The organism is Thalassolituus marinus (assembly GCF_020320395.1).
Classification (GTDB): Bacteria; Pseudomonadota; Gammaproteobacteria; order Pseudomonadales; family Oceanobacteraceae; genus Venatoribacter; species Venatoribacter marinus.
Genome location: NZ_JAEDAH010000088.1, coordinates 1 through 13,782, shown reverse-complemented (window position 1 = coordinate 13,782; position 13,782 = coordinate 1). Strand labels below are relative to the sequence as shown.

Annotated in this window: 11 protein-coding genes; all 11 read left to right on the top strand. The window is 53.9% G+C overall.

Going from position 1 to position 13,782, the window contains the following annotated elements; all coding sequences use genetic code 11:
- The first annotated feature begins 61 nt into the window (after nucleotides 1–61).
- The 11 genes from I9W95_RS13090 (at nucleotide 62) to I9W95_RS13040 (ending at nucleotide 13,601) form a co-directional block, all read left to right on the top strand.
- On the top strand, nucleotides 62–640 hold the full coding sequence (locus I9W95_RS13090) for a hypothetical protein (RefSeq protein WP_225675605.1): 579 nt from the start codon (nucleotides 62–64) through the stop codon (nucleotides 638–640).
- 116 nt (nucleotides 641–756) lie between these two features.
- Nucleotides 757–1,269, top strand: a complete 513-nt coding sequence (locus I9W95_RS13085) for a glycine-rich domain-containing protein (protein ID WP_225675603.1) — start codon at nucleotides 757–759, stop codon at nucleotides 1,267–1,269.
- A 566-nt stretch (nucleotides 1,270–1,835) separates the two neighbouring features.
- Complete coding sequence (locus I9W95_RS13080) at nucleotides 1,836–3,449, top strand: FAD-dependent oxidoreductase (RefSeq protein WP_225675601.1); 1,614 nt, start codon at nucleotides 1,836–1,838, stop codon at nucleotides 3,447–3,449.
- A gap of 39 nt (nucleotides 3,450–3,488) precedes the next feature.
- Entirely contained in the window at nucleotides 3,489–5,147 is a 1,659-nt protein-coding gene (locus tag I9W95_RS13075; protein ID WP_225675599.1) for an acetolactate synthase large subunit, read from the top strand.
- A 171-nt stretch (nucleotides 5,148–5,318) separates the two neighbouring features.
- A complete protein-coding gene (locus I9W95_RS13070; protein ID WP_225675597.1) occupies nucleotides 5,319–8,117 on the top strand; it encodes a cache domain-containing protein in 2,799 nt (932 codons plus the stop codon).
- Nucleotides 8,107–8,832 (top strand): response regulator transcription factor, encoded by a 726-nt coding sequence (locus I9W95_RS13065; RefSeq protein ID WP_225675595.1) that lies wholly within the window; start codon nucleotides 8,107–8,109, stop codon nucleotides 8,830–8,832. Before I9W95_RS13070 ends, I9W95_RS13065 begins: the two co-directional genes overlap by 11 nt.
- A 157-nt stretch (nucleotides 8,833–8,989) precedes the next feature.
- Entirely contained in the window at nucleotides 8,990–9,763 is a 774-nt protein-coding gene (locus I9W95_RS13060; RefSeq protein ID WP_225675593.1) for an ABC transporter ATP-binding protein, read from the top strand.
- Complete coding sequence (locus I9W95_RS13055) at nucleotides 9,760–10,473, top strand: ABC transporter ATP-binding protein (protein WP_225675591.1); 714 nt, start codon at nucleotides 9,760–9,762, stop codon at nucleotides 10,471–10,473. Before I9W95_RS13060 ends, I9W95_RS13055 begins: the two co-directional genes overlap by 4 nt.
- 53 nt (nucleotides 10,474–10,526) lie before the next feature.
- Entirely contained in the window at nucleotides 10,527–11,723 is a 1,197-nt protein-coding gene (locus I9W95_RS13050) for an ABC transporter substrate-binding protein (RefSeq protein ID WP_225675589.1), read from the top strand.
- Between the two features lie 65 nt (nucleotides 11,724–11,788).
- On the top strand, nucleotides 11,789–12,676 hold the full coding sequence (locus tag I9W95_RS13045) for a branched-chain amino acid ABC transporter permease (protein ID WP_225675587.1): 888 nt from the start codon (nucleotides 11,789–11,791) through the stop codon (nucleotides 12,674–12,676).
- Nucleotide 12,677: 1 nt separating this feature from the next.
- A complete protein-coding gene (locus I9W95_RS13040) occupies nucleotides 12,678–13,601 on the top strand; it encodes a branched-chain amino acid ABC transporter permease (RefSeq protein ID WP_225675584.1) in 924 nt (307 codons plus the stop codon).
- The last annotated feature ends 181 nt before the right edge of the window (nucleotides 13,602–13,782 follow it).

Below are 13,782 nucleotides of genomic sequence, written 5' to 3'. Positions count from 1 at the left end.
CGACTAGAGTTACTGAGATAGGGAAAGCAGTGGCGAAAGTGGCATGTATTTGGGGAAAGTTGTGAGCAAAAAAAAGACGACCTTTGACGTTCTCGAAAAGCTTGTACTTGAGCAATTTCCAAGTATGAGAAGTTTCCTTGATGAATATTACCGACAGAAGGTCTATTCGGGTGCAGACAAGGACGAACTAGACAAACATGAAGGCCGGTACAGTAAGGGAAAAACCAGAGCTCACGAACGAATTGCCTCATTATTCGAGTTTTTCAATGAAGAATATCGGAAAGATGGCATTCATACGCCTGCCGACAGAGATGCCGCCTGGTCTATGTATGTCGAACTCGACTCACGCATAGCCACGCAAGACTTCCTTTATGGCGACGTAAATTCAGCATTATCAAGCCTGGCCGCCCTTTTTAGCCTGAACCGAGAAATCAGCAAGCAATATGGGCACAGATGCAGAAGGTACTACGCACTGACTAACGATCAGTTCAATGAGCATTTACGCCCCTTCACGAGCAAGTACCATGAGAAAATCAGTAAAGGCGAAGGCATTGCCCCCGATGAATTCAAAGCAGAATTAACAATCGTTCAAGGAAAACTAAAGGAACTGAAAGACGAGCTCTTTGAGATCGCCCGGTGATTCTTTGATTACTTTCCCCAAAAGGTCGCTACTTTCCCCAACTCCTTCCCTTCTGAAACCAGAAGCAGTTTTATAGATTGATCATGTCTTCCAACTACCAATAAAGGAAACAAGACATGATAAAACTCACTACATCTACTTTTAGTTCTGCCGCCAGAAACTTCACCGCTGAATCATTATCACCTACAGTCCAATGCCTGGACTTCTCGCGCTTGCGACATAAGTACACCACTGGCCATGAAGCGGAAATGACCGAAGTTGAATGGGATAAAGCAGAGCTGGAGTACCGACGATTCCTGCACCTGAAACAGCTGTACCCTGGTATTTCATTAGTACCCAGCAAACAAGTCGACCAAATCTGGCACGCCCATATCCTCGACACCAAAGCCTATCGTGAAGACTGCCAGAGTCTCTTTGGCCGGTTTATTGATCATTACCCCTACTTTGGCATTTATGGCAAAGAAGACTACGCCAACCTGGTTTCTGCCTTCGATCAAACCATAGAGCTTTATGAAAAGCACTTTGGCTTATACCCAAGCAAGTCGCCACTAAGCGCTGCACGCTGCGCGGAGCACGCTTGCCATGTTCCCTCAGAGTGCGCCTGTCGTGTTCCTGGGGCTTGTAGGTGATGGAGGCATTTCAATGAAGAGTTCCAGCTGCTATGGAAAAGAAACCAAGCAACCTTTGAGTGTCTTTCAATCGGAATTCATGGCTACTGAGGCTTGTCAGCATATAGAAAGGACGCACCATAAACAGTTGACGCCATACCAATGCGACACCTGTGGGCTCTGGCATTTATCTCCCATAACCAGACAAACGCCCAGTCATAAATGTGAGGACTGCTGCGATAGTTGCGGAAATGCGAAGGCCAGCTATCAGAGTCGCTCTGAAGCTGAGCTCCGAGCAGATATCATTTACAACGAGGACGGTGTTCTATTAAGGGTTTATCCATGCCCATTTGGAGATGGCTGGCATCTAACCAAGAACCTGAACTACTAAGAAAACGGTGGGAGAGATCTCTCTCCGAAGCACCTGGGGACTGGTTCTCAACCAGCCCCCCGGCCACTGATGCTAAACCTCTTTGAAATCCCCCCGACCTCCAGAGTCAAACCCACCGTCCTTTACGGTCAAGCCAAAGCCCGGCACACTGCCCTATCCTGTGCGATAACAATAATAAGCACCCTGAGGATTCGGTATGTCTACGCATATTCAAGCGGATGCCCTGATCATTGGCGGCGGTATCGCCGGCATTGTCACGGCGGTCGAGCTGCTGCGGGCAGGTAAGAGTGTGACTCTGGTCGACCGCGATACGCCCGAGCGTCTGGGCGGGCTGGCATTGTGGGCGTTTGGTGGTATGGCGCTGGTTGGTACGCCGCTGCAACGTAAGATGGGCATTCCCGATAACCCGGAGCGTGCGCTGAAAGACTGGATCAGCTTTGGCGAACTGGATACCCGCGATGAGCATTCGCTGGCCTGGGCCAGATACTATGTTGAAAACTCTCGCACTGAAGTACACGACTGGCTGCAAAACGAAGGCATTAAGTTTATGCCAGCGGTTAACTGGGTCGAGCGTGGCATGTACGGCGAAGGCAACAGTGTGCCACGTTACCACGTGGTATATGGCACCTCGCGCGAGCTGACCCGCACCCTGATTGCCGCCATGCACGCGGCCAACCGCGATAACCGTTTAACCCTGCTACACCGTCACAGTATTACCGCCCTGGAACAGAGCGGCGACAAAGTCACCGGCGCCATCGGTGTGAACGATGCCACGGGAGAGACTGTCCGTTTCAGTGCATCCACCGTAGTGGTCGCCACCGGCGGTATTAACGGCAACCATCAGCAAACCCGCGCTAACTGGCCGAAGCACCGGGCCCTGCCGGATACCATGCTCAATGGCGCGCATCCGTTTGCCGACGGCAAACTGCATCACGAAGTCGCCGATAAACTCGGTGGCCATATCGTTAATGCCGGTGAAATGTGGAATTACGCTGCTGGTTTCCCTCATCCGTATCCGCATTTTGACGGCCACGGATTATCCACCATTCCATGTAAGTCGGCGCTGTGGCTGGACCACAAGGGCAAACGTATCGGGCCAGAGCCATTAGTCACCGGTTTCGATACGCACTGGTTGTGTCAGCGCGTTGCCAGGCAGGAAAAACCCTGGACCTGGCATCTGCTCAACTGGCGTATAGCCGCTAAAGAATTTGCCATTTCCGGTGCTGAACATAACCAACGTATTCGCGATAAACAATTCGTGCGTTTTGTTGTGGAAACGCTGCTCGGCAACCACCGCCTGGTGAAACAGATGGCACGTGAAAGCGACGATTTTATTGTCGCCGATACACTGCAAGAGCTGGCTGAGAAAATGAACGCGTTAACCTGCTCTCACGATATTGATGCAGCACAGTTACAAGCCACTGCCGATGCGTTTGACGCCAACTTTGTCGCCGGCAGCAAGCTTGAGAACGACGATCAGATTCGCCGTATTCTGCACGCCCGCCAGTGGGGGCCAGACCGTTTACGCACCTGTAAACCTGCACCATTACAGAAAAAAGGTGCCGGACCATTTATTGCTATTCGTATGCAGTTAATTACCCGTAAGAGCCTGGGTGGTTTGCGCACCGATTTAAGCAGCCGCGTACTGGGCCACAATAACCAGCCGGTTGCAGGGCTGTATTGTGTGGGCGAGGCAGCAGGCTTTGGCGGCGGTGGCTGTAATGGCAAACGCTCGCTGGAAGGTACATTTTTGCCGGGCTGTATTATGACTGCCCGTGCAGCAGCAAAATCCATTATTGCCGGCGAATAAGCCACGGCATCAACGAATGTTTGAGCGAGGAGAATAACAATGCCAAACGGCGCACAAGCTCTGATGAAAACTCTGGTGGATGCTGGCATCGAAGTCTGCTTCACCAACCCCGGTACCAGTGAAATGCATTTTGTTGCGGCGCTCGACAGCGAACCGAAAATGCGCGCAGTTCTGGCGTTATTTGAAGGTGTCGCCACTGGTGCCGCCGATGGTTACGCGCGCATGGCGGACAAACCTGCTGCCACCCTGCTGCACTTAGGCTGTGGCCTGGGTAACGGTCTGGCCAACCTGCACAATGCCCGTAAAGGTAAAGTGCCGGTGGTGAATATCGTCGGCGACCATGCCACTTACCATGTGAAATACGACGCCCAGTTGCAATCGGATATCGAAACCGTAGCCCGTAACGTATCACCGGGTTTTGTGCGCACCTCGCAAAGCACGGAAGCCCTGTGCCAGGATGCCGTCGAAGCCATCGTTACTGCCAAAGGCCTGCCGGGCCAGGTGGCTACGCTGATTCTGCCTGCGGATGTTTCCTGGGGTGAAGGCGGTGTACCGTGCGCCATGCCACAGCAGGCCCCCGCACAGGTAGCCGATGACAGTGCTGTTGCTGCGGTGGTCAGTGCCATTCAGTCGGGTAAGAAAACCGCCATCCTGCTCGGCGGGCATGGCTTGCGTGAACCGTCGCTGCAGGCTGCTGGCCGTATCGCTGCTCATAGCAAGGTGAAGCTGTTCGGCGAATGCTTCCCGACCCGGATTGAACGCGGCGCAGGCCTGCCACCGGTAGAGCGTATTGCCTATCTGGCCGAACTGGCCGGCGTACAGCTGGCGGATATCGAGCACCTGATTCTGGTCGACTGTAAAGCACCGGTGTCTTTCTTCGCCTATCCGGGTAAGCAAAGCTATCTGGTTCCGGATGGTTGTACGGTTCATACCCTGTCTACGCCTGAACAGGATGCCGCCGCCAGCCTGGAAAAACTGGCTGCCGCGCTGGGAGCCAGTAATGCCCAGCCAGAATTACAGCCGGCTCAGCGTCCGGGTGCACCCCGTGGCCGCTTAACCGCACCGAAAGTCTGCAAGGCCGTGGGCCATTATTTGCCGGAAGACGCCATTATCGTTGACGAAGCCATTACCTCTGGTCTGATGCTTAACGCGCTCACCGCAGGTAGCCCGCGCCACGACATGATCACCCTCACCGGTGGTGCCATTGGCCAGGGTCTGCCCAACGCCATTGGTGCAGCGATTGCCTGCCCTGAGCGCCCGGTGGTGGCTCTGATCGGTGACGGCACCGCCATGTACACCAACCAGGCACTGTGGACCATGGCGCGTGAACAGCTGAACGTCACCTCCATTATCTTCAACAACCAGTCCTACTCGGTGCTGAACATCGAACTGGAACGCGTCGGCGCAGAAGAAGTTGGCCCGAAAGCCAAGTCTCAGCTCGACCTCAACGGCCCGGTGCTGAACTTTGCCCAGCTGGCGCAGGGGATGGGCGTGCATGGTGTGCGCGTATCCACCGCCGAAGAGTTCAATAAGGCGCTGGAATACGCACTGTCTCACCCGGGGCCACATCTGATTGAAGCCATGGTGCCGGAGTCGATGAACGGCGTTAAGCGCAAGGTACTGCCGTGGGTTCTGCGCTCGCTGCCAAGCCTGCCGCTGTCACTGACCCGCGCTCTTAAGAAGAAGATCGCCCCCTGAACCTGTCGCACCTCAGCCCCCTGCTCCTGTGAGCAGGGGTGCTCACCTTAACCACGCCATCCCTTTCCCGACCCTATCTCTTAGCGGCGCGTCCACCCGACCAAAGCAGCAGACGGTTTAAGCAGTTGTGCGGATAGACTGCAGGGTAGTTTCTGCAGCGCGGACGGCGGCATGAAAAGCACTCGCCTGGTTACCCGGTTCTTCGGGGTCATTATGATGATCGTCGCGGTAATTTTTATTACCGTGTACTTCTATTCCGTGCCGCTGGTGCAGAATGAGGTGTACGCCATCGAAAAAAACTCGGCGCGGCTGGCACTGAATAATGTCTTTCAGCTGGCGAATAAAATGTACGCCAATATGGAAGGCTACCGTCAGCAGGCAGTCGATTCGCACAAAGAACGCTTACGTAACGTCATTGATATGGCCGAAGCCCATATCCACAATCGTCTGCAGCTGGCTGTACGCCAGGGCCTTAGCCAGCAAAGCGCACTGAACGACATTCTGCGCGATCTGCAGTCGTTCCGTTATGGCCGCGATGGTTACCTGTGGGTGGCCGACAAAAACACCATGCTGTTATCCCACCCCGATCCGACCTTCAGTGGCAGGCCGCTAAAAGACGTACCCGATCAGGCCCGCGCTGTCGTGCTGGAAAATATGGTGCTGGAAGCCATCGAAGCCGGTGACGGCTTTTATGAGTATCGCTGGCAACGACTGGATGAAGGTGAACCCATTGATAAATTGTCGTACCTGAAATACTTCCCGCAGTGGGGTTTCCTGATTGGTACCGGCTTGTATCTGGATGATCTGGAAAGCGAAATCCAGCAACGGCGTCAGCGTGCCATCGACACCATGCGCGAAGCCATGAACGACATTCGCGTGGCGAAATCCGGCTACCTGTTTATCTTTGATAAAAGCGGCCACATGATCGCCCACCCCAACGCCAACATCGATGACACCAACGCTCTGGATCTGATCGACCCCGCCTCCGGGCGGCCAATTCTGGAAGAACTGATCGAAGTTTCCGACAGCAATAAAGAACTGCATTATCTTTGGGACCGGCCGAGTGATCCGGGTAATTATATTTACGAGAAAATATCCGTTGTACGTTCGCTGCAAGGCTTCGACTGGTATATCTGCTCGTCGGTGTATGTTGATGAACTGCAGCGCAGTTCTCTGCAACTGGGCCAGCGTATTCTGGCCATTGGTTTGTTCTCAATCATGCTCGCGGCGGTGCTCGGCATTCTGTTTGTTAACCGTATCGTACAGCCGATCAAACAGCTGGCGTTAACCGCCGAGCGCGTGAACAATGGCGACCTGCGTGCCGAAAGCGGCATCCGGCGTGACGATGAAGTCGGCACGCTGGCCCATGTATTCGATACCATGGTGCGCCAGCTGCGGCGCAACATCACCAACCTCGACCGCCGCGTACGTGAGCGCACCGAAGAACTGGCACAGATGGAAGAACGCCAGCGTCTGATTCTGGATGCCCTGCCCGCGCAGATTGCCTACCTCGATAACCAGCTGACGTATATTTTCGTTAACCAGGGCTACGCCGATTTATTTGGTGGCGACAAAAGCCAGGTAACCGGCAAGCGTCTGGCGGATTTATCACCGCATATGCTGCGCGATATTCAACAGGAAGTGGATCGTTGTCTGGCCGGTGAAGAAGTGCATTATGAATATCGCTTCCAGCTGCACGGCCGCGAGATCATCACCCGCCGTTTATTGCTGCCGGACCTGAACAGCGATGGTGAAGTGATCGGCCTGCTGAATCTGTCGATGGATATTACTAACGAAAAAGAAGCCGAACGCCGCTTAATGGAAGCCCAGCGCATGAGTGCCGCCGGACAACTGGCCGGTGGTCTGGCGCACGATTTTAATAACCTGCTGTCAATTATTCAGGGCAATCTGATGGTACTGCGCGAACGCCAGCAGCACGATGATACACAGCAGGCTTTTATTGCACCGGCCATTCGCGCTACTCAGCGCGGTGCCGAATTAACCTCACGCCTGCTGACCTTTTCCCGTAACCAGCAGCTGACGCCCGGCAACACCGACCTCGAACAATTAATGAAAGACTGTATCGATCTGATCAGCAGTTCGCTGCCAAAAAATATTCAGCTGCACTACCAGGTCGACACTCATCAGCCACTGTTCGTTGACGTTGCGCAACTGGAAAATGCGCTGGTAAACCTGGCACTGAACGCCCGTGATGCGATGCCCGATGGCGGTGATATCAGCTTTAGCGTCAGTCAGCGCAGCATCAGTTATCTGCGCCTGGACGAACAGGTAGCGCCCGGTGACTACATTGAAATCAGCGTGGAAGACAGCGGCAGTGGCTTTTCCGCCGAGGCACTGAATCAGGCTTACGAGCCATTCTTCACCACCAAAAGCCGCGGCAAAGGCTCCGGTCTGGGTCTGAGTATGGTGTACGGTTTTATTAAACAGTCGCGCGGCTATATTCAGCTGAGCAATCGTGCACAAGGTGGGGCCTGTGTGCAGATTTTGCTACCGGCCGATTCAATACCAGCAAAAAATGAATTATCCACAAGCAGCCAGCAGCAACCGGAACCGACCATGGATTTCGGCGGCGGGCAACTGATTCTGCTGGCAGAAGACGAAGACGACCTGCGCGAACTAATCCGCCATCAGTTAACCGATCTGGGTTTTCGCGTGCTGGACGCCAGCGATGCCGACGAGGCGCAACAATTAATTGCCAGCGTCGATGCCATTGATGGTCTGGTCAGCGACATTGATATGCCGGGCAAACTCAGCGGCTTTGAACTGGCGCACCTGTTTAAGCAGGGCAAACCACAGGGCTTTACCCTGCTGATCAGCGGCAATCCGGATTACAGCAGTGACGACGCCACAATACCGCTGCTGCGTAAACCCTTTACCTGCGAGGCACTGGCCAGCGCATTACAACACCTGAGCCATGAGCCACAATCAGGAGAACAGAATGAGCAATAAAGGACTGATTTATATTGTTGATGATGAGCAGGATATCTGCGCGCTGATTGCCGCAGAACTCAACAGCTTTGGCTTCAGTACCCGCACCTTTCACAGCGCGCAGCAGATACTCACGGCCATTAAAGACAGCACGCCGGATATCTGCGTGGTCGACCTCGGCCTCCCGGATATGGATGGCACTGCACTGGTACGCCAACTGAGCGACACCACCGATGCCGGTATTCTTATCTTATCCGGACGCGGAGGACTGCCAGACCGCATTCTCGGACTGGAACTGGGGGCCGATGATTACCTGACCAAACCATTTGAACCACGCGAACTGACCGCACGTATTCACAGCCTGTTAAGACGCCTGAATAAACACAGCGAACCTGTCAGTCAGGAAGCCCCCACGGTTGCCCGTTTTGCCAACTGGCAGTTCAACAGCGCGACTCTGGGTCTGACCAGCCCGGACGGCAGCCGTGAAGATCTCAGCACCGCCGAAGGGCGCTTGCTGATGACACTACTACAGGCACCGCAACAAATCGTATCGCGCGAACGCCTGCTCGGTGATCAGGACATTGCATACGATCGCAGCATCGATTCGCGCATGTCACGTCTGCGCAAAAAACTGGGCGACGACCCGAAAAAGCCGAAGCTGATCAAAACCGTGTACGGCTCCGGCTATATGCTGGCTGCCGACGTACACTGGCAGCACGAACAGCACAAGGCCTGAAGCGCCTTCGACCAATGGCTACCCCGAAATCTGCGTGCTGCAAGATTTCGGTGCAATTGGCTGAAAATCCTGCAAGGTTTTATCGCTAGTCTGGCTGTAATAACAACAACACAGCGCGCTATTGGGGCGCTGGTTAAAGTATTACAGAGAGCGGACTATGACGCAGGATCACATTCTCGAAACGAGAAATCTGACCAAAGGCTTTAAAGGTTTCATTGCCGTCGATGACGTCAACCTGAATATTCGCCGCGGTGATATTCACGCCTTAATCGGCCCCAACGGCGCGGGAAAAACCACCGTATTTAATCTGCTGACCAAATTCCTGCAGCCAACTTCCGGCCAGATTTTATTTAACGGCCAGGATATTACGCCACTGAAACCGGCAGCGATTGCCAATAAAGGCATTATCCGTTCATTCCAGATTTCAGCCGTATTTCCTCATCTGAGTGTGCTGGAAAATGTACGCATTGCCCTGCAGCGCCAAGAAGGCAACAGCTTCCATTTCTGGCGTTCTGACAAAGTGCTTGAGCACCTGAATGATCGCGCCCTGGAGTTACTGAAATCGGTAGGGCTGGAGTCCTTTGCCCACAGCGTCACCGTCGACCTGCCCTACGGCCGCAAACGCGCACTGGAAATTGCCACCACCCTGGCACTGGAACCGGAGCTGATGCTGCTCGATGAACCGACCCAGGGCATGGGCCACGAAGACGTCGGCATGATCGCCGAACTGATAAAGCAGGTATCGGCTAACCGCACCATTCTGATGGTGGAGCACAACCTGCACGTTGTATCGAAACTGGCCGACCAGATCACGGTATTACAGCGCGGTGCCATTCTTACCGAAGGCGATTACGCCACGGTATCGGCCGATCCCCAGGTACGTGAAGCCTATATGGGCTCGGAAGCCGACGCTGTGGAGGTTGCATCATGAATGCCAGCCATCGCGAAAAAATCCGCATTAATAACCTGCATGCCTTTTATGGTGAGTCGCACATTCTGCACGGTATCGACCTGACGTTAATGCAGGGCGAACTGGTCACCCTGCTCGGACGTAACGGCTCCGGTCGTTCCACCACACTGAAAGCCATTATGAACATGGTCGGCAAACGCAGTGGTCAGATTGTCGTCAACGGCAGCGACACCATGCCGATGCAGGCGCACCGCATTGCCCATCTGGGGGTTGGTTTCTGCCCGGAAGAACGCGGCATTTTTTCCAGCCTCAGCGTGGAAGAAAACCTGATGCTGCCGCCCACTGTGCGCTCCGATGGCATGTCGGTGGAAGAAATCTATCAGATGTTCCCCAACCTGCTGGAACGCCGTAACAGCCAGGGCACCCGCCTCTCTGGCGGCGAACAGCAAATGCTGGCACTGGCGCGCATTCTGCGCAGTGGCGCCAACATTCTGCTGCTGGATGAAATTACCGAAGGCCTGGCACCGGTGATTGTGCAGAAACTGGCCGAAGTGCTGGTGCAACTGAAACAACGCGGCTTAACCATTCTGCTGGTTGAACAGAATTTTCGCTTTGCCGCACCGATTGCCGACCGTCATTACGTGATGGAACACGGCCATATCGTTGAAGAAATTGCCGCCAGCGAACTGCAGCAAAAAACCGAACTTCTTAATTCCTATCTGGGTGTCTGATTTCACTGGGAAATCAGCCGGATAACGACGCACACTCACGCGGAGCAAACACGATGACATTAAAAAAACAAATCCTTACCGCTGCGATCGCAGGCACTCTGGCCAGTGCGGCCATGGCAACCACTGATGGCAAAGTTAAAATCGGTGTACTGGCCGATATGAGTGGTACCTATGCTGATATCTGTGGCCCTGGCTGTGTCGTTGCCACCCAGATGGCGATTGATGACTTCGGCGGCAAAGTACTGAATAAGCCGATTGAGCTGATCAGTGCCGACTCCCAGTTGAAACCGGATATTGCCTCAGCCATTGCCCGTCGCTGGGTAGAAAGTGAAGACGTCGATACCATCGGCGGCCTGGTATCTTCCGCCGTGACCGGTGCTGTGACTCAGGTAACCAACAACAGCAAAAACATTGCGCTTATTACTGGTTCGGCGTCCAACGGCTTTACCACCAAAGCCTGTTCGCCTTACATCGCTCACTGGACTTATAACGTGGTGGCACTGGCTAACGGCACGGTGAAAACCATGGTCGGTGAAGGTAAGAAAAAATGGTTCTTTATCACCGCCGATTATGCCTTTGGTCATGCGCTGGAAACTGTGTCCAGCAATGTCATTAAAGCCAATGGCGGTGAAGTGGTCGGCAGCGTACGCGCGCCTCTGGGTACCACAGATTTCTCCTCCTATGTTCTGCAGGCTCAGGCATCCGGTGCCGATGTGGTGGCACTGGCCAACGCCGGTAACGACACCGTTAATGCGCTGAACGCCGCTACCGAATTTGGTCTGACCGAAAGCATGGATATCGCCGGCCTGCTGGTGTTTTCGCAAAACACCAAAGCAATGGACGGCAACGTTGCTGGCGGCATGAAACTGACCACCGGTTTTTACTGGGATCTGAATGACGAAACCCGTGCCTGGAGCAAACGCTTTAAGGAAAAACACGGCGAAATTCCATCCATGGCCCACGCTGGCGCTTACTCGGCAACCATGCATTACCTGAATGCGGTACAGAAAGCCGGTACCGATGATGCTGATGTGGTAATGAAGCAGATGAAGACAACTAAGCCGAATGACTTCTTCGCCGTTAATGCCGAGTTCCGTGGCGATGGCCGTATGGTGCACGACATGCTGCTGGTGCAGATCAAAAAACCTGCTGAGCGCAAAGATGAGGATGACATCTACAAGGTTCTGAAGGTCATTCCGGGCAGCGAAGCCTATAACCCTATGCTGGACGAATGCAATTTTTCCCGATGAAAGACCTCTTTGGGGCACGTATGTGCCCCCTTTTTTCTTTCCGGTTTCTGAATGGTTGATGTGTTATGTCCGGACTTCTCGATATTAATTTCTTTGCTCTTTCCGGCCAGCTACTGGTTGGTCTGATTAACGGTTCTTTTTATGCGCTACTGAGCCTTGGGCTGGCCATTATTTTTGGTCTGCTGCGCATTATTAACTTCGCCCAGGGCGCGTTGTACATGGTTGGTGCATTTGCAGCCCTGCTCGGACTGAAATACCTGTCACTCAGTTACTGGCAGGCACTGATTTTTGTACCCATTATGGTGGGTATTTTCGGCATGCTGATTCAGGTATTTCTGATTCGGCCGATCGCCAATCAGGATCACCTGTACAGCCTGCTGCTGACCTTTGGTCTGGCACTGATGCTGCAGGGCATATTTACCCACTTATTCGGTTCTTCCGGTTTATCCTACCCGACACCAGAGGCACTGAAAGGCGGCACCCGCCTGCCGTTTATGTATCTGCCCAATTACCGTGCCTGGATTATCGCCGTGTCGGTCGTTGTCTGCGGCCTGACCTGGTGGGCAATTGAGAAAACCAAACTCGGTGCGTATCTGCGTGCCGGCACCGAAAATCCGCAGTTACTGCAGGCCTTTGGCGTCAACGTACCACTGATTATCACCCTCACCTTCGGCTTTGGTGTGGCGCTGGCAGGTCTGGCTGGGGTACTGGCAGCGCCGGTGTACTCGGTCTCGCCGGATATGGGCTCCAATATTCTGATCGTGGTATTCGCCATTGTGGTGATCGGTGGTATGGGCTCGATTGGCGGTGCGATTATTACCGGCCTGGCCATGGGTGTGATCGAAGGCCTGACCAAATACTTTTATCCACAGGCATCCAGCACCGTGATTTTTGTGGTGATGGTCATCGTACTGATGATTAAACCGTCCGGCTTATTCGGGAAGGAGGCGTAACATGATAAATCGCAAACTGTTGATTGCTCTGCTGGCTATCGGCCTGCTTGCGCCGCTGGCGGTGTACCCGGTATTCCTCGCTAAACTGCTGTGCTTTGCCTTGTTTGCTGCGGCCTTTAACCTGCTGCTGGGTTTCGTTGGCATTCTGTCCTTTGGTCATGCTGCTTTTCTTGGCACCGGCGGCTATGTTACCGGCTGGCTGATGCTGAACTCCGGTCTGACACCAGAACTTGCGATTATTGCCGGTACGCTGGCCGGGGCGTTACTCGGTGCTGTGTATGGCAAGCTGGCAGTTAAACGCGAAGGTATTTATTTCGCTATGGTAACGCTGGCGCTGGCACAGTTGACCTTCTTTATCTACCTGCAGGCACCTTTTACCGGTGGCGAAGATGGTATGCAGGGGATTCCGCGCCGGGCACTGTTCGGCCTGATTGATCTCAGCAATAACACCGTGATGTATTACCTGGTGCTGGCCATTTTCTGCTTTGGCTTCTGGCTGATTAACCGCACCATTCATTCGCCGTTTGGTCAGGTTCTGAAAGCCATCCGCGAGAATGAACCGCGTGCCATATCGCTCGGCTACGATGTGGAAAAATACAAATGGCTGGCATTTGTTATTTCTGCTGCGCTGGCTGCACTGGCCGGTGGTACCAAGAGTCTGGTGTTTGAGCTGGCGTCGCTGACCGACGTGCACTGGCATATGTCTGGCGAGGTCATCCTGATGACACTGGTCGGTGGTGTCGGCACCCTGTTCGGGCCGTTAGCTGGTGCGGCACTGGTGGTGACCATGCAAAACTACCTGTCAGGTGGTGAGCTGGGTAACTACCTGCACATCATTATGGGCGCGGTATTTGTTATCTGCGTACTCAGCTTCCGCAGTGGTATTGTTGGACAGCTGCAGAAATTCAAACGCAATAATTTCTGAGGCTGGAAAGAGCCTCAGCCGGGCACTGCTGTCCCACAGTTTTAAAGGTATCTGTTTTCTATAAACGACTTTTAAATCCGCAGTGCCTACTGCCTCCCAGGGGAACTTATCCCCTTGCCGGCGGGCCGACCCCAGCTTCGCGCTTTCTGGGCCGTATTCCTTGAAACCTTGATATTTACTG

Coding starts and splice junctions, on each gene's coding strand:
- I9W95_RS13075 (WP_225675599.1), top strand. CDS start 3,489: ATGCCAAACGGCGCACAAGCTCTGATGAAAACTCTGGTGGATGCTGGC.
- I9W95_RS13065 (WP_225675595.1), top strand. CDS start 8,107: ATGAGCAATAAAGGACTGATTTATATTGTTGATGATGAGCAGGATATC.
- I9W95_RS13060 (WP_225675593.1), top strand. CDS start 8,990: ATGACGCAGGATCACATTCTCGAAACGAGAAATCTGACCAAAGGCTTT.
- I9W95_RS13045 (WP_225675587.1), top strand. CDS start 11,789: ATGTCCGGACTTCTCGATATTAATTTCTTTGCTCTTTCCGGCCAGCTA.
- I9W95_RS13085 (WP_225675603.1), top strand. CDS start 757: ATGATAAAACTCACTACATCTACTTTTAGTTCTGCCGCCAGAAACTTC.
- I9W95_RS13055 (WP_225675591.1), top strand. CDS start 9,760: ATGAATGCCAGCCATCGCGAAAAAATCCGCATTAATAACCTGCATGCC.
- I9W95_RS13040 (WP_225675584.1), top strand. CDS start 12,678: ATGATAAATCGCAAACTGTTGATTGCTCTGCTGGCTATCGGCCTGCTT.
- I9W95_RS13070 (WP_225675597.1), top strand. CDS start 5,319: ATGAAAAGCACTCGCCTGGTTACCCGGTTCTTCGGGGTCATTATGATG.
- I9W95_RS13080 (WP_225675601.1), top strand. CDS start 1,836: ATGTCTACGCATATTCAAGCGGATGCCCTGATCATTGGCGGCGGTATC.
- I9W95_RS13050 (WP_225675589.1), top strand. CDS start 10,527: ATGACATTAAAAAAACAAATCCTTACCGCTGCGATCGCAGGCACTCTG.